Annotated in this window: 19 protein-coding genes; 5 read left to right on the top strand and 14 right to left on the bottom strand. The window is 63.4% G+C overall.

Features of this window, described 5'->3' with window-relative positions; translation table 11 throughout:
* The first annotated feature begins 80 nt into the window (after nucleotides 1-80).
* The gene (locus tag G5575_RS14580; RefSeq protein WP_164534973.1) at nucleotides 81-1481 is read left to right on the top strand and encodes a sensor histidine kinase; all 1401 of its coding nucleotides are present in this window, start codon (nucleotides 81-83) and stop codon (nucleotides 1479-1481) included.
* Nucleotide 1482: 1 nt separating this feature from the next.
* Here G5575_RS14580 and G5575_RS14575 read toward each other — a convergent pair whose 3' ends face one another.
* The 9 genes from G5575_RS14575 to ccmI form a co-directional block, all read right to left on the bottom strand.
* Nucleotides 1483-2826, bottom strand: a complete 1344-nt coding sequence (locus tag G5575_RS14575; protein ID WP_164534972.1) for a DUF294 nucleotidyltransferase-like domain-containing protein — start codon at nucleotides 2824-2826, stop codon at nucleotides 1483-1485.
* A 17-nt stretch (nucleotides 2827-2843) separates the two neighbouring features.
* Nucleotides 2844-4361: a [protein-PII] uridylyltransferase family protein gene (locus G5575_RS14570; RefSeq protein WP_164534971.1), complete on the bottom strand. Its 1518-nt coding sequence runs from the start codon at nucleotides 4359-4361 to the stop codon at nucleotides 2844-2846.
* The gene (locus G5575_RS20620; RefSeq protein ID WP_164534970.1) at nucleotides 4312-5817 is read right to left on the bottom strand and encodes a sensor histidine kinase; all 1506 of its coding nucleotides are present in this window, start codon (nucleotides 5815-5817) and stop codon (nucleotides 4312-4314) included. Before G5575_RS20620 ends, G5575_RS14570 begins: the two co-directional genes overlap by 50 nt.
* Before the next feature lie 4 nt (nucleotides 5818-5821).
* Nucleotides 5822-6493: a response regulator transcription factor gene (locus G5575_RS14560; RefSeq protein WP_164534969.1), complete on the bottom strand. Its 672-nt coding sequence runs from the start codon at nucleotides 6491-6493 to the stop codon at nucleotides 5822-5824.
* Nucleotides 6494-6561: 68 nt separating this feature from the next.
* Nucleotides 6562-8100, bottom strand: a complete 1539-nt coding sequence (locus G5575_RS14555) for a Do family serine endopeptidase (protein WP_164534968.1) — start codon at nucleotides 8098-8100, stop codon at nucleotides 6562-6564.
* Between the two features lie 123 nt (nucleotides 8101-8223).
* Nucleotides 8224-8688: a cytochrome c-type biogenesis protein gene (locus tag G5575_RS14550; protein ID WP_164534967.1), complete on the bottom strand. Its 465-nt coding sequence runs from the start codon at nucleotides 8686-8688 to the stop codon at nucleotides 8224-8226.
* Nucleotides 8685-10658: a heme lyase CcmF/NrfE family subunit gene (locus tag G5575_RS14545; protein ID WP_164534966.1), complete on the bottom strand. Its 1974-nt coding sequence runs from the start codon at nucleotides 10656-10658 to the stop codon at nucleotides 8685-8687. The genes G5575_RS14550 and G5575_RS14545 overlap by 4 nt, the downstream gene beginning before the upstream one ends.
* Nucleotides 10655-11095 (bottom strand): cytochrome c maturation protein CcmE, encoded by a 441-nt coding sequence (gene ccmE, locus G5575_RS14540; RefSeq protein WP_164535120.1) that lies wholly within the window; start codon nucleotides 11093-11095, stop codon nucleotides 10655-10657. Before ccmE ends, G5575_RS14545 begins: the two co-directional genes overlap by 4 nt.
* Before the next feature lie 29 nt (nucleotides 11096-11124).
* Complete coding sequence (gene ccmI / locus G5575_RS14535) at nucleotides 11125-12189, bottom strand: c-type cytochrome biogenesis protein CcmI (protein WP_164534965.1); 1065 nt, start codon at nucleotides 12187-12189, stop codon at nucleotides 11125-11127.
* Between ccmI and G5575_RS14530 the strand changes: the two genes are divergently transcribed.
* The 4 genes from G5575_RS14530 (at nucleotide 12179) to G5575_RS14515 (ending at nucleotide 15372) form a co-directional block, all read left to right on the top strand.
* Nucleotides 12179-12343, top strand: coding sequence for a hypothetical protein (locus G5575_RS14530; protein WP_164534964.1), 165 nt, complete (start codon nucleotides 12179-12181; stop codon nucleotides 12341-12343). The two genes, ccmI and G5575_RS14530, sit on opposite strands and share 11 nt — an antisense overlap.
* Nucleotides 12344-12659: 316 nt before the next feature.
* Nucleotides 12660-13415 carry a hypothetical protein gene (locus G5575_RS14525; protein ID WP_164534963.1) on the top strand — a complete coding sequence of 252 codons (756 nt, stop codon included), beginning with the start codon at nucleotides 12660-12662 and terminating at the stop codon, nucleotides 13413-13415.
* A complete protein-coding gene (locus G5575_RS14520; protein WP_164534962.1) occupies nucleotides 13412-14962 on the top strand; it encodes an FAD-dependent oxidoreductase in 1551 nt (516 codons plus the stop codon). The genes G5575_RS14525 and G5575_RS14520 overlap by 4 nt, the downstream gene beginning before the upstream one ends.
* A 59-nt stretch (nucleotides 14963-15021) precedes the next feature.
* A complete protein-coding gene (locus G5575_RS14515; protein WP_164534961.1) occupies nucleotides 15022-15372 on the top strand; it encodes a hypothetical protein in 351 nt (116 codons plus the stop codon).
* On the opposite strand, the gene G5575_RS14510 is transcribed toward G5575_RS14515, so the two are convergent.
* The 5 genes from G5575_RS14510 to G5575_RS14490 form a co-directional block, all read right to left on the bottom strand.
* Nucleotides 15369-16562: a hypothetical protein gene (locus G5575_RS14510; protein WP_164534960.1), complete on the bottom strand. Its 1194-nt coding sequence runs from the start codon at nucleotides 16560-16562 to the stop codon at nucleotides 15369-15371. The two genes, G5575_RS14515 and G5575_RS14510, sit on opposite strands and share 4 nt — an antisense overlap.
* A gap of 83 nt (nucleotides 16563-16645) precedes the next feature.
* On the bottom strand, nucleotides 16646-17128 hold the full coding sequence (locus G5575_RS14505; protein WP_164534959.1) for an RT0821/Lpp0805 family surface protein: 483 nt from the start codon (nucleotides 17126-17128) through the stop codon (nucleotides 16646-16648).
* Between the two features lie 17 nt (nucleotides 17129-17145).
* Nucleotides 17146-18564, bottom strand: a complete 1419-nt coding sequence (locus G5575_RS14500; RefSeq protein WP_164534958.1) for a sensor histidine kinase — start codon at nucleotides 18562-18564, stop codon at nucleotides 17146-17148.
* A gap of 80 nt (nucleotides 18565-18644) precedes the next feature.
* The gene (locus G5575_RS14495) at nucleotides 18645-19304 is read right to left on the bottom strand and encodes a response regulator transcription factor (protein WP_164534957.1); all 660 of its coding nucleotides are present in this window, start codon (nucleotides 19302-19304) and stop codon (nucleotides 18645-18647) included.
* 34 nt (nucleotides 19305-19338) lie between these two features.
* Entirely contained in the window at nucleotides 19339-19638 is a 300-nt protein-coding gene (locus G5575_RS14490) for a hypothetical protein (RefSeq protein ID WP_164534956.1), read from the bottom strand.
* Between the last annotated feature and the right edge of the window lie 19 nt (nucleotides 19639-19657).

The raw sequence follows: 19657 nt of genomic DNA, 5'->3' as shown, positions 1-19657 counted from the left end.
CAGCCTGCCCCAAACCGATTCATAACTTGTTCAGGGTTAGTTTGGTTTGGGGCTAAACCCCTTCAATAATGGAGAATTTCATGCGGTCGTCGGAGGTATCCGGCGCCGGCGCACTCGGATTCCGCGCCGGCCCAGGAACAAAACGCCGACTTCGGCCTCATAGCTTCCGCCTCCACCGCCTCGCCCCGGTCGCCACCACCGCCTTCCTCGCCGCCACCCTCTTTCTCGCCTACGACACGGTCACAAGTCTCAACGATCTCAGTGACTTGGAGGGTGTTGCCGGTCGCGGCGCCATTGCCTTTGCCTTGGCTGCCATCTATACCGCCCTCGCCACGCGCCGCCGCAGCAGCGCCACCGATCCGGTGCAGCGCGACAGCTACCTCGAGCTGGCTGCAGCCATCCCTATGGGCGTCGCCTGCTGGACTACGGCGGGCCAACTCATTGTTTGCAATGATCAATATCGAACCAGACTCGATATCGACGACGCCGACATCACCTACCATCAGGCCGTTAGCCGCCTGATTGCCGGCGGCTATATGAAGGTGGTCGGCGAAGACAACAGCAGCCGCCTCCTCGAACTGCACCGCGACGACGGCTCCGTCCTTCGCATCGACGAACGCCCGCTCGGCGCCGGCGCCTTCATGACCCTCGTCTCGGACGTCACCGAGCGCAAGCGCACCGATGCCCTGATTACGGCGATCCGGGAAGACCAGCGGCAGCTCGCCCGCCGCTATCACGAGGAAAAGCTCAAGGCCGAGGCCGCCAGCCAAGCCAAGACCAACTTCCTCGCCCATCTCAGCCACGATATCCGCACGCCGCTCAATCACATCATCGGCTTTGCCGACCTGATGAGGCATGAGACCTATGGTTCGCTCGGCGACCGGCGCTATGCCGAATATGTCCAGTCGATCAAGGCCTCCGGGGAGCATCTGCTCTCTACCTTCGCCGCGATCCTCGATCTCACGGAACTCGAAAGCGGCCAGAGGCCGCTGCGCCAGGACGCGATCCTCCTTGATGAGGTGATCGACACTGTAGTGCGTCGCTTCCAGGGGCAGATGCAGCGGTCAGGTATTCGGTTTGTCGTCGGCAAGAGCACAGGTGCGGTCCTGCGCGGCGATCGGCTAGGGCTGACGCGCATGCTCGGCAATATCGTCGACAACGCGGTGCGGTTCACGAGCCGCGGTGGCTCGGTGACCCTGGCCAGCTTTGCGGCGGATGACGGCGTCGTCATCGAGGTCAGCGATACGGGCATCGGCATGGATGAGGAGCGCCTCGCAAGCCTCAGCCAGCCGTTTGCGCTGGGCGACGCGACCTTTACCAAGGATGGCGTGGGCCCAGGCCTCGGCATATCCATCGCCCGCGCTATCGCCGAACTCAGCGGCGGTCACATAGCGATCGACTCGAGCCCATCGCTCGGGACCACCGTAGCGATCTCCCTGCCCATCGAGCCCGCAGCTGCCGCCCTGGTCGCCGCAGAGTAGGCTAGAGGCTTCTCGCCTTCTCGTACCAGGCAGCAGCTGCCGCCGAGACTTCGGCCTGCATTGCGGCAACATCCAAAGCCAGTCGGTCGAAATCGGGATAGTGCGCGAGCTGCGCCAGCAACTCCTTGAAAGCTGGTGACCACGCTTCTTCCTTAAACGGGCTGATGAGCGCTGAACTCATGACCTGAAGGATGGTGGAATAGACGCCATGGATTTCCGCCAGTCTCTGCCCTTCGGGAACAAGGCCGATGCGCCCCGCCTGAGCGAGCACCTTGGCAGTGGGTGCCTGGGGAAGATCGATGGCAGCGCCCGAAACCAGCTGTGAGGATTGAGCGATGAACTCAAGGTCCACCAACCCGCCCGCAGCGAGTTTGAGATCGAAGGCATGACGTGGCTTGCGCTCCCTAGTCATCAACGCGCGCATGGACAGGACGTCGTCGATGGTTTTCGACAGATCACGAGGGCGCTGCATGATTTTGCCGATGGCGGCATCGACCTCGGCGCCGAAGTTGGCGGTCGAGGCGATAACCCGCGCGCGGCTCAGCGCCAGATGTTCCCAGGTCCAGGCGTTGTCGCGATGGTAGGCTTTGAAACCGGCAAGGCTGGTGGCTAGCGGCCCTGCATTGCCGGAGGGGCGCAGCCGCATATCGGCTTCGTAGAGCACGCCTTCCGAGGTCGGGGCCGATACCGCCGCCACAAGCCGCTGGGTGAGCCGAGCGAAATAATGTGCGGGCCCAAGACCCTTTTCGCCGTCGGAGTCGATTTCGGGCGCGTCATACAAGAGAATGAAGTCGAGATCGGAGGTAAAGGTCATTTCCCCGCTCGCCATCTTGCCGAAGCCCAGCAGCGCGACTTTCGCGCCCTCTATGCGACCGTGGCGGATGGCGAACTCGTCCTGGACGCGATCAAAAAGCCGGCGCAGCAGCGTTTCGGCGAGGGCGGTGAACTGCTCCCCTGCCCCGGCAGCGCTGACCGTGCCGGACAGAAGGCCAGCGGCGATAAGGAATTTTTGCTCCTGGCCGATGATGCGAGCGCGGTCGATCAGCTCTTCGTAGGAGCGCGCATCGCCCAGAAAGGCGTCGACTTTTGCCACAAGCACATCGCGATGGGTGACATCGTTGGCAAAGGCGGGGTCGATGAGCCCATCGACCACATGGGCACGGTGGATCACGGCCTCCGCCATGCGTGGCGCGGAGGCCATGAACTGCACCAGCAGGGTGCGCAGCTGCTCGTGATTGCGCAGCAGGGCGAAGAGCTGAACCCCGCCGGGCAGGCGCGACAGGAAGTTGTCCATGCGTGCCAAGGCTTCGTCGGCATTGCCGGCTCGACCCAATGTCGTCAGCAAGGCGGGGAGCAGTTCGGTCAGGTGAGCGCGAGCTGCGGCAGTTCGGGTCGCGGCATAGCCGCCATAATGCCATTTGCGAACGGTCTCGATCGCCTTGTGCGGATCGGCAAAGCCGAGGCCTGAGAGGGTTTCGAGCGTTCCCGGGTCATCGTCGCTGCCGGTGAAGACCAGGTTGCCTTCGCCCGATCCAAGGGTGTCGCCTTCGGTAAAAAGCTCGGCGTAATAGCGTGCAACAAGTTCAAGCGCCGCACGGTAGCGCTGCTCGAACCGAACCTGATCAGGCTCCCCATTAGTCGCGCGATGACGGCAACACCCTCGGCGGTGTCGGGCATGATGTGGGTCTGCTCATCCCTCAACATCTGCAGCCGATTTTCCACGGCTCGCAAAAACCAATAAGTCTCGGTCAATTCTTCGGCCGTTTTCGGCGCGATCCAGTTCGCTGCGGCCAGTGCCGCCAAGGCCTGGGTCGTCGGGCGCACGCGCAGAGCCTTGTCGCGACCGCCGGCGATCAACTGCTGCGTCTGGGTAAAAAACTCGATCTCGCGAATACCGCCGCGGCCGAGTTTGACATTGTGGCCCTCGACGCGAATATCGCCGACCTTCTTGGAAACGTTGATCTGGCGCTTCATGGCCTGAATATCGGCGATGGTCGCGAAATCGAGGTGCTTGCGCCAGACATAGGGGGCCAGTTCCTTGAGGAAGGCCTCGCCCACCGCCTTGTCGCCGGCGCAGGGCCGCGCCTTGATCCAGGCCGCGCGTTCCCAGTTTTGCCCACGGACTTCGTAATAGGCCAAGGCAGCGTCAACAGAGAGCGCAACGGGGGTGGAGCCAGGATCTGGGCGCAGTCGCAGATCGGTGCGGAATACGTAGCCACCCGCCTGCTGGTCCTGCATTAGCCCGACCAGCTTCTGCACGATGCGCGAATAGATCTTGGTGGCTTCGCTCGGCTCCTTCAGCACCAGTTTTTGCGGATCGAAGAAGGCGACGATGTCGATGTCCGAAGAGTAGTTGAGCTCGCGACCGCCATGCTTGCCGAGTGCAAAGAGCGCGAGGCCGGAATTGGCTGCAATCGCCTGATCCGAGGGGATCGCGAGCTGACCTTTTTCCGCGGCTTGCCGCATCAGGAGATTAAGCGCCGCTTCCAGCGCAGCGTCGGCCAAATCCGACAAGGCCTCGGTCGCGCGGGCGGTGGTCCAAACCCCACCCGTCTCGGCGACAGCGGCCAGAAGCGCCGTGCGTCCTTTGGCACGGCGGAGAGCTAGACTGACAGCCAGCTCATCCCCGTTAAGCCCAACTTTCTCGACCTCGGCGAGCAAATCGGTAAAAGCTTGATCGGCACTGCCCTCCAGTGCCTCGGCCAACCAAGCAGCATGTGTCTTCGCCAGGTTCAATAGATAAGGCGCCGATTGAAGCAGCGGGCCGAGCAGGCCTTCGGCTTTCCCGAATGCAGTCGCTTCCGCCGGTCCGAGCTCAGGCAGCAGGGCGTCAAACGAAGAATGAGGGGTAGATGGCAGGGGCGAGAGAGAGGTGCTCATTTTTGAGGCATAGCGCGCTGGCCGGGGGACGGGCAAGACGGGCTAGCTGGCTGGAAGCTCCAGCACGGCTCGCACGCCGGGGGCGTTGTCCTGGATTTGAAACTGCCGCCATGCAGGCGCGCCACGGCGTTGACGAGCGCCAGACCAAGACCGGAGCCAGGCTCAGACCGGCTTTTTCCAAACGCACGAAACGTTCAAGCACCCGCTCGCGATCGGCCGCCGGTATGCCCGGTCCATTGTCGGCGACAACGATCCGCACCCAGTCATTAGCGCGCTCGAGCTCGACCGCGATCTTGCCGGGACCGCCATCTTCAGGCTTGGCGTATTTGATCGCGTTTTCAAGGAGGTTGACCATAGCTTGGCCGATCAGTTCGCGATTGGCATTGAGCGTCACGCCTTCGGCAATGGCGCTGACGATCTCGATACCGTCATCTTCCGCGACCGGCCCATAAAGCTCGGCCACATCGGCGACGATGCTGCTGACGTCGATTTCCGTGAGGGCGCCAGAGGGTGCGCCGGCTTCGGCACGAGCGATCATCAGCAGCGCATTGAAGGTCTGGATCAGTCGGTCACTTTCTCCGATCACAGATGCCAAAGCGCGCTCGCGCGTGTCTTCGGTCGCATTATCGCGAAGCGCAGCTTCCGCCTGATTGCGTAGACGGGTCAGCGGGGTCTTGAGGTCATGAGCAACGTTGTCGGTCACTTCCTTGAGCCCCTGCAACAGCTTTTCTATTCGGTCGAGCATGGCGTTCAGATTTGTTGCCAGCGCGTCGAATTCGTCATTACGCCGGGTGACCGGTACGCGCTCGGACAGGTTGCCCGACATGATTTTGGTCGACGTCTGCTGGATCGTATCAATGCGCCTCAAAACCCGCCGCGCGGTAATGCCGCCGGCGATAAGCGAGAAAAGGATGATGCCGACGACGCCGACAAGAAAGCTCTGGAGAATGATGGCAGAGTAGCCGCGCCGCTCGACCACGTCCCGACCGACCACAAGGCGCATGCCGTTGTCGAGTTCAATTGAGCGCACGACCGCAACGCCGCCACGAGGCTTGGGAGGACCGTCGGGTCCCGGCGGACCGGCTCCCAGTGGATCGGGGCGTTCGTAGTCGAAGGTATAAATGCCTGGGTCGATCAGCACCTCAGCCGGAACGTCGGTGACATTGCCTAGAAGATAGAGGCCGGAAGCATCGCCAAGGAAGTAGATGCCGGGACCCGGATTGCTCGACAGGCGGCCGACGGCAAAAGCCAGTGCGCGGATCCCCTGGTTGGCCTCGATACGCTGAAATTGGCGCACTTCGCGATCGATGTCGTCGGTCTGCTGGCGCTGGATCTGGATGCTCGACTGCCAGCCGATAAAGGCCATCAGCAGAATGGCGAAAACGATGAAAATGGCGATGAATGTCGCCGTCAGCCGGACCGTCGATGTGCGCCAGACCTGCGCGAAGCGGCTCACGAGCTTAGTCCCGGATCATATAGCCGGCGCCACGCACGGTGTGCAGCAATGGGCTGGCATGACCCTTGTCGATCTTGGAGCGTAGACGCGACATGTGGACGTCGATGACGTTGGTCTGGGGGTCGAAATGATAATCCCAGACATTTTCGAGCAGCATGGTGCGCGTCACCACCTTGCCGGCATTCTTCATCAGGTATTCCAGGAGCCGGAATTCGCGTGGCTGCAGCAGGATCGTTTCACCATCGCGCTCGACCTTGCGACTGAGGCGATCGAGCGACAGGCCGCCGACGCTGTAATTGGTTGCCGCCTCCGATGGGCTGGAGCGACGGGCGAGGACTTCGACGCGCGCCAAAAGTTCGGTGAAAGCATATGGCTTGGTCAGGTAATCGTCGCCGCCGGCGCGGAGGCCGGTCACGCGGTCGTCGACTTCGCCAAGCGCAGATAGAATGAGGACCGGGGTCTGGTCGTCTTCCGCGCGCAGGCTTTCGACGATGCTAAGACCATCGCGACGCGGCAACATGCGGTCGATGATAAGGACGTCGTAGTCCATGCCGGAGGCCATTGCATAGCCGCTCTCGCCATCGGCGGCATGGTGGGTAACGTGGCCGGCTTCGTCCAGCGCCTGCATGAGATAGCTGGCGGCTTCTCGATCATCCTCGATCAGCAAGATCTTCACGGCCGACGCTCCGCTGTGATGGCAGACAGATTGCGGCCCCGGACCGAAGTTCGGGGCCGCAAGGATCTTTACTCTTCGATCGGCAGGCCGATGAACTGGACGTCACCGTTGCGCGACACCTTGAGCAGCACCGTGCTCAGACCCTTGCCTTCAACGCCGGCCAGAGCCTGGTCGAATTCGGCGGCCGAAGCGACCGGAGTGTTGTCGACTTCAAGGATCACGTCGCCCGTTGCGAGGCCACGCTGGGCTGCCGGAGTGTCTTCCTCGACGCTCTGGATCAGCAGACCACCCGAGCCGTCACCATTGGGAACGACGGTCATGCCGAGGCTGGTTGCGGCTTCAGGGATGGCTTCCGGCGGGGTCGGTTCCGCAGGCTGCTCGGGAGCGGCGGCAGTCTCGTCGAGAACCTGGAGCTTGACCGAAACGGTGGTTTCGGCACCATCGCGCCACAGGGTCAGTTCCACGGTCGAGTCCGGGGACTTGCTGCCAATGGTGCGGCTGAGGTCGAGGGCATCGGATATGTCTTCGCCATCAACCTTAAGGATGATGTCGCCAGACTCGATGCCAGCAGCGACTGCCGGGCCATCTGCGGTCGGTTCACGAACGATCGCGCCGCTTGGGGTAGGCAGACCGACACTATCGGCGATGTCCTTGGACACGTCCTGGATGGAAACGCCGAGATAACCACGGGTCACCGTTCCGTTGGTCACCAGCTGATCGACGATTTGCTTGACCGTACGCGCCGGGATGGCGAAGGCGATACCGACATTGCCGCCGTTGGGCGAGTAGATGGCCGTGTTGACGCCGACCACTTCACCATTGGTGTTGAAGGCCGGACCGCCGGAATTACCGGTGTTGACCGCAGCGTCGATCTGCAGGAAGTCGCCATAGTTGGAGCCACCGATATCGCGGCCGGCACCGGAGATAACGCCCACGGTCACGGTACCGCCGAGACCGAACGGGTTACCGACGGCAACCACCCAGTCACCGACGCGGCTCGGTTCGTCGTCGCTCTCGAAAGTCACGAAGGGAAGGTCTTCGCCTTCGATCTTGAGCACGGCAAGGTCGGTACGTTCGTCGGTACCAACAACTTCTGCAATATGCTCGCTGCCGTCATCAAAGATCACGGTGACCTTGGTGGCGTCCTCGACGACGTGATTGTTGGTCACGACATAGCCATCAGCCGAGGTGATGAAGCCTGAACCGGCAGCCATGAACTGGCGCGGACGAGCTTCCCCACCGCGACCGCCTGGACCGCGCGGACCTTCCTGACCGAACTGGTCGAAGAAGTCGCGGAAGGGGTGGTCTTCTGGAAGATCGGGGAAGTTGAATTCAAAGTTGCGGCCACCGCGCTGCACGCTCTCATTGGGGGCCTGGGCCTCGACGAGAATGGACACGACGGCGGGCTTTACGGCCTCGACGAGGTCGGCAAAGCCCTGCTGGACAGAAGCCTGCGGCACAACGATCTGCGCGGCGTTCTGCACCTGGGCATTGGCGGCCTGACCGGTCATGACGAAAGCGGTGGAAACGCCGCCTACGCCGACCATGAGGGCGAGCGCGGATGCGCCAAGCCAACGACGGGTACGGGTAAGGATAGTCGAACGCATCGGAACTGGTCTCCTTGGATAAGCTCTCAACAGCTTGTGCCTAGAGATATGGAACGTCCCGCCTTTCTGTGAAGTTGCGCCAACATTAAACCTTGGCAATGTTGGCGGCGGGATTGCGGCGGTCTAAGCCCGCGGCCCGTCCCGGTCGAGTTCCGCCAGTGCAGAGGCTTCCTCCGGCGTCAACTCGGCAGCCCCGGTAGAGTGGTTTTTCCGTCTCGCCAGCAGCAGCGCCGCAAGGCCTGTCAGCAGCAGAACAGGAGCGGCCGCCCATAACAGGATCGTGTGAAGTCCTAGACGTGGGTTAAGCAGCACGTACTCGCCGTAGCGATCGACCAGAAACTGCTCGACCTCGGCATTGCTGTCCCCTGCCACCAGGCGCTCGCGCACGAGGACGCGAAGGTCGCGCGCAAGATCGGCATCGCTGTCATCGATGGACTGGTTCTGGCAGACAAGGCAGCGGAGGCCGGCCGAAATATCGCGCGCCCGCTGCTCGAGCGCGGCATCGGGCAGGATCTCGTTGGGGCTTAGCGCCATAGCCGCACCAGGCAATGACAGCAGCACGCAAAGCATAAGGACCCGCAGCTTCATTCAGCTGCCTTCGGCACGGCTTTGCGGGATGGCTGCGGTGCACCGACGCGCAGGCGGCGATCGGTCAGCGACAACACCCCGGCCCCGGCCATCACCAGCGCGCCAAGCCAAATCAGCAGGATGTAGGGCTTGTGCCAGACGCGAATGACGTGGGTGTCGTCCAGCGGCTCGCCGAGCTGCAGGTAAAGCTGGGACAATCCATAGCTCTGGATCGCCGCCTCGGTGGTCGGCATGCCACTCGCGACATAGGTGCGGCGCTCGGCATCGAGTTGCGCCGTTCTACCGCCTGGAGCGGTCACCGTGAAGCGCCCGGTATCGGCCACGTAGTTGGGACCCGCCACCTGATCGAAGCTGTCGAAAGCGATGATATAGCCCGAAAGCTCCGTGCTCTCGCCGGGATTGAGCGTGGTGACGATCTCGGTTTCCCAGGCACTAACACTGACGACGCCGAGAACGGTCAACCCTAGTCCCAAGTGACCAAGCGCGGTCGACCAGATCGAGCGCGGGAGGCCGATCAAGCGGCGCAGGCTCTCCCGTGCCGGAATGCGACCGATGCGGGCGCGTTCGATCACCTCGGCAAGAGCACCGAAGGTGACCCAGAAGCCCAGCAGTAGCCCAAGCGGCGCCAGCGAGATCGACACACCGCCCAAAGCGGAGATGAGAATGGTGAGGAAGATGGCCAAAGCAGCCATGCCGATCAGCCGCTGACCGGCAGCAACAAGATCGGCCCTTTTCCAGGGCAGCAGCGGCCCGAAGGGCAGGACCAGCAGCAACGGCGCCATCAATGCACCGAAGGTGAGATTGAAGAAGGGCGCGCCGACCGAGATGGTCGTACCGGTCAAGGCATCGAGCACCAGCGGATAAAGCGTACCGACCAATACCGCGCCCACCGCCGTGGCCAGGAACAGGTTGTTGAGGATCAGTGCACCCTCACGGCTGATCGGCGCAAAGAGCCCACCCTGCCGCAGCGAAGACGATCGGAGCGCAAAAAGCAGGAAAGCGCCGCCGATCAGGATCGCCAGCATCGACAGGATGACGAGGCCCCGCGTCGGGTCGCTCGCGAAGGTATGCACCGAGGTGAGGATGCCCGAGCGCACCAGGAACGTGCCCAAAAGCGACAGCGAGAAGGTGATGATGGAGAGAAAGACCGTCCAGATCTTGAGCGCATTGCGCTTTTCCATCACCAGCGCTGAGTGGAGTAGCGCCGTGCCGGCCAACCAAGGCATGAAGCTTGCGTTCTCGACCGGATCCCAGAACCACCAGCCGCCCCAGCCGAGTTCGTAATAGGCCCAGTAGGAGCCCATGGCGATGCCCAGCGTCAGGAAGATCCAGCTCAGCATGGTCCAGGGCCGCACCCAGCGCGCCCAAGCCTGATCGATCCGCCCCGAGACCAGCGCAGCGATCGCAAAGGAGAAGCAGATCGAAAAGCCGACATAGCCGGCGTAGAGCAGCGGCGGATGGATTGCGAGGCCGATGTCCTGCAGGACCGGGTTGAGGTCAGCGCCTTCCAGCGGCGGCTGTGTCAGGCGCTCGAAGGGATTGGACGTGAAGAGCGTAAAACCCGCGAACGCCGCGGTCAGCAGGCTCTGCGTACCAAGAACCAGATTGCTGAGGTCGGACGGCAAGCGCCGGCCAAAGGCGGCGACCAGCGCGCCAAAGAGCACGAGGATGAGGATCCAAAGGACCATCGACCCTTCGTGGTTTCCCCAGACCCCTGAAATCTTGAAGATCAGCGGCTTCAGCGAATGGGAATTGTTGGCGGCCAGGGCAAGGCTGAAGTCGGAGACGACAAAGGCTTGCACCAGCGCCAGGAATGCCACGGCCACCAGCACGAATTGCAGCACCGAAGCCTGCCGCAACACCATGGCCAGCCGATCACCGCGCTGCCAAAGCACAAGCCCGCCCAAGGCCGAAACGGCCGCGATGGCAAAGGCCAGGATCAGAGAAAAATGGCCGAGTTCGATGCTCACTGGCCGCCCTCCGGCCGCCACTCGCCCTGCGCCTTGAGCGCTTCCACCACTTCCTTGGGCACGTAATTCTCGTCGTGCTTGGCAAGCACATTGGTTGCGGTGAAGCGCCCGTCAGTGCCCATGCTGCCCTCAGCCACGACGCCCTGCCCCTCGCGGAAGAGGTCCGGCAGGATGCCGACATAGCGGGCGGTGATGTCCATGCCGCCATCGGTGACAACAAAGGTATTGTCCTGCCCGCTGCGCACCCAGCTTCCATCCTTGACCAAGCCGCCCAGGCGAATGGCTTGACCGGGAGCGACATCACGAGCCGTGACATCGCTCGGCGAATAAAAGAACACGATCTGGTCACGCAGCGCCGTCAGCACCAGAGCCGTCGCGATTGCCAGCACTACAGCCAGACCGGCGATCACCGCCAGGCGCTTCTGCTTGCGTGTCATGCCCTTGCGGCGGGCGGGAGCAGGTGCGGTCACTGGCTACCTCCATTCAGAACAAGGCCGGCACCGAGCGCGAGCGTATCGAGTTCGCCACGATCGAATGCGGCCGGGTAAGCGGCGACGGCATCATCATAGGCCGCCTGCGCGTTGTCGAGATCGTCGAGCACAATGTAGGCGCGCACCAGCTGCGTCCACTCCTCGACCGTTCCACCCTCAGTCGCCAGCCTATCGGAGAGCCCGGTGACCATGCCGCTGATCATCTGCTGCTGGTCTTCGGTTGTCGTGTCGACGCCATCATTTTGCGCCACGGCAAGTCCCTGGCGCGCGGCCGGAAGCCAGGCTTCATCGCCGTTCGCGGTGTCGAGCACGGCCGACCACAGCGGCACGGCTTCAGCATAGCGACCGAGCCGCATGTATTCGGCGGCAAGGTAAAGCCGCGAACGGACATGCGCCGGATCACTAGCGACAGCACTTTGCAGCAACTGCAAGGCTTCGTCCGATCCTGTCTCCCCAGCGCCAAGCAGCAAGGCTTCGGCTAGGTCGGTCTGCAATTCGGCCGTCGGTCCGGACAGGGCGATCACGCGGCGATAGGCCTCGGCGGCGTCATCGAAGCGGCCGAGTTGCACATAGGCAGGCGCGACGACGGTCCAGCCCCGGACGTCGCCAGGATCAGCCGCCAACCGCGTTTCGATCTGCGCGATCGCAGCGTCTAGATCGAGATTTTGCGCAGCGACATCGGTGCGCTCGGCGAGCGGCTGCGCCGGCATGTCGGGGTGTCCCAGAACGGCGTAAAGACCCAGGCTCAAGGCGGCCACTGCAGCCAGTCCCACGAGCACGGTACCCTGGCTCAGCGGCTTGGCTTCAGCTCTCTGGTCGCCTTTGCTGCGCAGCACTTCGCGGGCAAGTTCTGCCCGTGCCGCCAGCGCCTGATCAGGGCCGAGCTTGCCGCTCGCGACGTCAGCATCGATGCCGGCAAGTAGCAGCTTGAAATGGTTGTTTGTTTCGCCCGATTTCGGGATGGCCGCGTTGACCTCGCGCCCAGCTGCCGCGTAAAACAACGCAGCGCAGGCGACGGCGGTAACGGCTATGGCGATCAACCAAAAAATCATGGGCCCCAAACGCTTGATTGCCACGCGCGGCAAGGCATGGCTTTCTATAGGCCCAATGCGGCAGAAAGCCATTAAAACCAAGCGTGAAGTGGCGGACGCATTGCCACAGGGGCCGCTTGTCGCAGAATTTTGCCTGGCATGAGCGACGCGCCAGCCGATTTTGCGGTCTTCGGATCCACGCCTCTCGCCAGGCTTCTGGCAGGCCTTTTGGCCAGTACTCATGGCCGCAGGGTTGTCTTTGTCGGGGAGAGCCAATCGGGGTTTCGCCTGCCCCGCAGCATCGAGCTTTCTGTTGCGCCGATCACCAGACCCGAGACTTGGGCCCTCCTTGCCGAGGGCGTTGCCGAGACGATGCGCATCATCGGCAAGGTGGCGGGGCGCGGCGCCTCGAGCCGGGTCGATCCGATCTTTTTGCTGAAAGTCCCGCGGGCATTGAAGCCCTGTCCCACATTCGTCACATGGCGCAGGGCTTTCGCATCGCTGCCGAACCGGTCGCGCCATCGGTACTCGGAGGAGCCCGCAGCGGTATCGTGCTGCGCGATGCGATCCGTCTCAACCGACCCGTGCTCGAACCGTCACTCGACATATGGCTCGATCGTCTCGGCGTTCCACGCCTGTCGCCGGACCGCGTACAGATCGCCCTCGACGGATCGGCTTCGATCGACGCTAACGGGCACACGATTCAGGCGCAGCAGGCGATCTTGGCAGATGCCGAATCCATCATGGCATGGCTGCCGCTGCGACAATGGCCGACGCTCTTTCGTCGGCAACCAGCGGCCACTATTCTGACCACGCCAACGCAGCCGATCGCCGCGCCGGTCATGCTTGAGATCGGCGAGGGAACGACCCTGCTGCAGCAAGCCGAAGGCGGCATCGCGGGCATCGGGCGGGGTGATCTTGCGCTCTTTTCATCTTCCATGCGGAGCCTTCTCGGCGCCGACCGGCAAGTCGAGCAAGCGGGCCAGACAGCGTTCTCCGCGCTGGTCACAGACGATGGCGCTCCTGCTGTCGGGCGCGCGGCGGGCTCGGGGGCGGATGTGGTGGCAAACCTAGGCATGGCCGGCGTCTTCCTTGCCCCTGCCCTCGCACGATGGCTGGTGGGCGAGGCACAGCATCATCAATCCAACTGGTTCGGCGCCCGCCTCGTGAACCGCAACTTGCGCACGTCCAGCGTCGCCGAATACGCGCCGCACCTTGAGGACCGCGTCGCATGAGGCCGCAGCACAATCGCCTGCCCGCCGATACGCGCCGCGGCTTTGCCGGCTCCGCGATCGACCGTTCCCGACCGCTGAAATTTCAGCTCGATGGTCACCAGATCTCGGGCTTTGCCGGCGACACCGTGCTGAGCGCCGTGCTTGCATCGGGCATCGACACGATCGGGCAGCATGCCAATCAACCGCTCGGCCTTTCCTTGCGAAGCGCTCCGGCGATCAGCCATGCCAGTTTCGTCAGCGATCCCCAGCATGCCCTCCCCATGGCCCGGACCCCTGCCACCAATGGCGCCGAGTTCGTAACGCTTGGCGGCAACGCCGCCGGCGCTCTCGGCCGCTTGTTTCAGCCCAGCCGCACGCTTGGCCTTGCGCTCGATAAGCCGCGTGCCCTGGCCCATCCCTGGCGGGCCACGACCGGTTCCACCGAGCAAGCCGGTGATCTGGTCGTCATCGGCGCTGGCGTTGCCGGACTATCGGGAGCCTTGGCTGCCGCGCGCGCGGGCTTGCGCGTGACTCTGGTCGAAGCCAATCCGTATCTTGGGGGACATTCTGGTCTCTTCGGTACGCAGGAGGGTGAGGACAGCCCGGACGAAAGCATGTCGCGGCTGGCGCGTGAGGTTTCGGCCAACGCTGCGATCACCGTGCTGCAATCCACCCACGCCTTTGCAATTCGTCCTGGTTCGGTCCGCGTCCATCGCGTCGACTTGGACGATGGCTCCCCTCAAGGCCGGGTCATCGATCTCGAGGCCGCACGCATCATCCTTGCCACCGGCTCGCTCGAGCGTTTGCCGATTTTCGCCGGCAATCGCCTGCCGGGCGTCACCGGCACGCTAAACGCCTATGAGCTTGCCTACCGTTTCGGTGTTTGGCCCGGCCGCTCCGCCGCATTCGCGACATCCAGCAACCCAGCCTATCGGCTCGCGACGCTTGCCAGCGACATCGGCGTCTCCGTTCCCCGCATCGTCGACAGCCGACCGTCGCCTGCCTCGCGCTTTATCGAGTTCTCGCGCGCCTATGGCATCGTGCAGGCCCCCGGCGCCGTGACTTCGCTCGCCACCATGTCTCGCAATGGCGCCATGCTGACTGTGGCGCTCGAAGGCAGCGCTGCCCCTGCCCTTTCCACTGAGCGCCTTCTCGTTTGCGGTGGCTGGCAACCTGACCTGACGCTTTGGCACGTGGCCGGTGGTGAAAGTCGCTGGAACCCGGCGCGCCACCGCCTCGAAGCCATCGGCCTGATCGACACGATCGCGCTTGCCGGCAGCGCCGCCGGCTTCTTCACGCGCCGCGGCTGCATCCAGAGCGGCGCCAATGCGGTCGATGCCCTTCTCGGCCGCCCCCGCCATCCGGTGGAAGATCCTCTGATCGACGCGGCTTATGAAACACCGGACGCGGCCTGCCCTGTCGGTCCGGTCCAACGCGACACCGAAAGTTATTTGGACAGCGGTGCGCAATTGCTGACGCGCCCGCATCCGCCCCGCCGCCGCTGGCCCTTCGCCAAGGCCAAGGGGCCGACCGGCGTCACCGCGCTCTCCGAAGCCCCGCAGCCCTGAGCATTGCCGAGGTTGCGGCTGGCGTCGATCTCGGCCTCATCCCGCATGACGCTGCCGGCGTGGTTGCCCAAGAGCGTGTCGCCCTTGTTCCGCTCGCTCTACCCGCCTCCAATCAGCCGATCGCTGCCGGACCACCTGAGCCTGATCACGTGCCCGCCTATCTCGCCGGCCGTTTTGGTGCCGATGCCCAGATCCTGCGGCTGATCCCCCATGAGCCACGACGCTTCGATCCTGGCACGCTGATCTATCGCAGCGCCGACGCCGATCAGCCGCTACTGGCCGTCGGTGTCGTGCTGCGTCAGGCCGACAATGCCGCTATGGCGCTGGTCGAGCGATCCGCAGCCGCTACCGCCGCGCCGCTCCACATTCGCGACCATGGCCGCGCCGTTAGGGTGAAAATCGAGAGCTAGACGCGCCGCTCAGCCGCAGCACGAGCGCGCTTCAGCGTTTCGGCATATTCGGGATTGAACCGGATCTCGGCCATCTTGATCGCCGCATCAAGCCGCGCGCCGCTGGTCGCCTCGCCGGGGTTCTGGCGGATCAGGTCGAGACTGCGCTGGATGTGAATTTCGAGCGCCTGCCCCGACTGGTTCCAGGCCTGGTCGAACACAGCATTGAGCGCCAACGAGTCGCGGCTGTCCCGAACAGCCGACAGCAAATACATGCCGTTGATCGCCGCCAGCAATCGATCTTCGTCAATCCGGTCAAGGCCTTCGCGTGGACGGCGCATGGCTTGGTTGAGGTCCGTGACGACTTCCTTGAGCCGTGGTTCGATCCGGTCCGAGACCAGCTTGGTGATCGTCGAGAGCACCTGCGTCGCCCGGCTGCCCCGACCGAATTCGATATAGCTCGTCAATGCCCGCACCAGCCGGTGAAAACGCTCGAGGCTTTTGCAAACGAGGTCGGTATCCGCAAACGGTCCGCTGACCTGAAGGTGCTGCAGCTGGTTCTGAGCGTGGGCAAGATAAGCGTCCACCAGCGGCGAAAACCCATTCCGTGCAATCGCCGCTTCGCTGGCATTGCCCGAAAGCTTGATCACCACCGAGATCAGCCGCGTCGGGTTCGCCACCTGCCCCACCGCGGCATGAAACAGCAGCGCCGCGATCTGCGCATCCTGTAGCGGCATGGATTGGAGCGCCGTGCCCACCGCACCATCCTCGGCGATCGTGTTGATGGCCTTGCCAAAGCCCTGCGCCTTGGTCAGCAACGCCCGCGCCCGCAGCGCTGCCAGCACGACGCTCAGTTCTTCCCTGGCGTGTTCACGCGCAAACTGGGCACGGAAGCGGCGCATGCTTTCGGTGTCGCCGTCGATCTTTTCCAGCGCCGCCTTCATCCGCACCAGCAGTTCGGGCATCAGCGGCTCGAGATCTGCCGCCTTGAAGGCGCCGTTGGCGACGCCCTCGGCCGAGATCAGGTCCGGCGCGATGTCGCGCAAAACCCAGGTCCAGGCCGCCGCAGCACCGGCGCGATCCACCGAGCCGGCAAAACTGAACGCCACCGGGCCTTCCACCAGGATGGGATCGATCAGGCCGCAAAACGGCTTGCGGACAACGGCGGCCGAACGGGCGGCAGGTCGAGCAATCTGGGCGGGCTGGTTCATCAAGACTACGGAAACGGGGACTATTCGCCCTCGACCCTATAGCGGCTAGGTAAAGAAACCTTGTTGCCCGGCCTTAGTCCGCGTCAGGCAGCGCCGTTCACCACGTTCCAGTTGCCGTTCTGCTCGCGGCAGGCCGTGCCCTTCTTGACGAAATCGGTGCCACCGATCTTCACCGTATGGGTAAAATCGCGGCAGTCGAGATTGTTCACGCGTACATAGGGACCGACGGCGACCGAACCGGTCGTGCCCTTGTCGCCGGCCCACTGGCGCGGGGCACCGGGACGGCCGAACTGCAGCGCGTAGAACTGCGCGCTATTGGCTTCGTTGGAGTCCTTGGCGGTCATCTGGTTGAGCGCCGACGCGTCGACGAAGCCATTGGCGATGCTGGTGGTCAGGCGAGCCGTCTGAACCGTTTGCGCCGAGGTCGGCACCATCGGCTGGGCCACGACGGGCTGCGGCTGCTGCACAACGACGGGTGCCGACGCCATCTGCGTGGTCGCGGTGCTCGAGCAACCGGCGAGAGCCAAGGCAAACAGGGGAAGGGCGAAGAGGGTCGAGCGGTTCATGTCGGTTGGGCCTTTGGCTATCGGTCAGATGCTTCTTGTGACGTATTACGGCGAAAGTGCGTCAGTCCAGGGCTGGCCGCGCCGGCCCTCCCAGGCGCCGTTGGCAGGCGTACTTCAACCAGCAGCCCGCCAAGCGCACTGCGCTTGAGCTCCAGGCTGCCGCCATAGACATCGACCAGTTCCTTGACGATATCCAGCCCAAGTCCGGTGCCCGGCGTTTTCTCGTCCAGCCTGACACCGCGCCGCAACACTTTCGTCGCGTCTTCCTCGCTGAGGCCCGGCCCATTGTCCTCGATCGCCAATACCAGCTGGGTCCCCTTGGCGCCGCGCTCGCTCCCCAGCCGCACCTCGACCGCGCCCCGCGACCACTTGCAGGCATTATCGAGAAGATTTCCGGCAACCTCTTCGAGGTCCGCTTCATCACCCCGGAACCACGGAAGCGTTGCATCGGGCGTATCGAACGCTATGTCGATGCCCGGATAGATCTTGCCCATCACCCGGGTCAAGCGCTGCAGGATCATCGACGCATCGGCCTTCTTGCCCACCACCGAGGTGCGAGCCGCCAGCCGCGCGCGCTCGAGATAGGTCGAAACGAGGCTGCTCATCTTTTCGGTTTCGGAAGTAACGACGTCCGCCAACCCATCCTTTTGCGCCACCGCCTCATTGCGCAAGACCGCAATCGGCGTCTTGAGGCCATGCGCCAGGTTTCCGACCTGGTTGCGCGCCCGCTCAATGATCTGCGCGTTGGAGCGCAAGAGCTCGTTGACCTCTTCCGCCAGCGGCGCGATCTCGGTCGGATAGGTGCCCGAGACCTCGGCTGCGTCACCCTCGCGCACCTGCTCGATGGCCGTGCTGAGACGCGAAATCGGCCGCATGGCGATGCGCGCCACTATGGCGCTCATGATGGTCAGCATGACGCCCACCGCGCCCAGAACGATAAAGGCCTGGCCGCGGAAATCTTCGACGAGTTCCAGGATTTCGGTGAGGTTGCCGGCTACCGTGATGGCATAGCGGCCGCTTTCCAGCGTCACGCTGCGCTCCACCACACGCAGGCGCGTTCCGAACGGGTCATCCACCACTTCCGTGCTGCGCCCCAGGGCATCGGCGCTAGCCGAAACACCCTGGAGATCAATACCGACCACCGACGTCGAGAGATTGACCAGTCGCCCTGCGTCGTCGCGGATGATCCAGTACCAACCCGATCGCGGCCGCTCGAAGCGCGGGTCGGCCAGGGCTATCCCGGGGTCCTGCGGATCGCGCGTGTCTAGCAGCGCGCCGGCCAGGCTCTCGACGTGAAAGTCCAGCGTTTCGGAAAGGCTGGTATCGAGTGCCCGCGAATAAAGGTCCGACAACAAATAGCCGGTCGTCATCATTGCCAGCACGAGAAAGCCGGCTGTCAGCCAGAACAGCGACGCGGCGATGGAACCCTTGCGCATCTGGCCGCCCCAGGAGCGATCCGAAATCCGCTTGAACCACGACACCCTCGCCCCGCTGGCAGGTTCAGGCTGCAACGAACTCAATCTTCAGCGATCTGGTAACCAAGCCCGCGCACGGTCTGGATACAGTCGTCCGGCAGTTTCTTGCGCAGCCGGCCCACGAAAACTTCGATCGTGTTGCTGTCGCGATCGAAATCCTGGTCGTAAAGGTGCTCGGTCAGTTCGGTGCGCGAGATCACCTTGCCCTTGTGATGCATCAAGTAGCTCAGGAGCCGCAATTCGTGGCTAGTGAGTTTTACCGACTGCCCGTCCACCGTGACCTTGCCCGAGCGCGCATCGAGCCGCACCGCACCGGCAACGATCTCGTTGCTCGCATGGCCAGCCGCCCGGCGCACCAGGGCACGCACACGAGCAAGCACTTCTTCCATGTGAAAGGGCTTGGCGACATAGTCATCGGCGCCGGCATCGATGCCTTGCACCTTGTCGCTCCAGCGATCGCGTGCCGTCAGCAGAAGGACGGGCGTCGTCCTGCCCGCCCGCCGCCATTCTTCGAGCACTGAAAGCCCGTCCATCTGCGGCAGGCCGATATCAAGGATAATGGCATCATAGGGTTCGGTGTCGCCGAGGAAATGCCCTTCCTCGCCATCGAACGCGACATCCACCGCATAGCCAGCTTCGGTCAGTGCATCCTTGATCTGCCGATTGAGGTTCGCGTCGTCTTCGACAACTAAAATACGCAATGCTCAGGCCCCCACCCGATCAAGTGTTCAGCTTCTATTGTGCGTTCAGCACCAGGTTCTGCGCCTGTCCGTCGCTGCTCAGCACGCCGATAACATATACCAGCGCACCGCCTTCGTCACAGACCTGAACATTGAGGATATCGGTACTGGAGTCGACGCCAGCCGAGGCCAGGACCGCATCGAGCGACATGATCTCACCCGATGCGACGGCTTCCTGAATCTGCCGTTTGTCGAGGCATGCCTGCGCCTGCGACTGGCCGGTACCGGCCAGTGCCAAGGCAAGAGCCAGTGCCATCGCGGCCACGGCTGAAGGTTTTGGAGCTTTGAGTTTCATGGTCCCAAATCTAGCGGCA

The sequence above is a fragment of the Devosia aurantiaca genome (assembly GCF_011058215.1).
GTDB classification, from domain to species: Bacteria; Pseudomonadota; Alphaproteobacteria; order Rhizobiales; family Devosiaceae; genus Devosia; species Devosia aurantiaca.
This window is presented reverse-complemented; position numbering and strand designations above follow the sequence as displayed.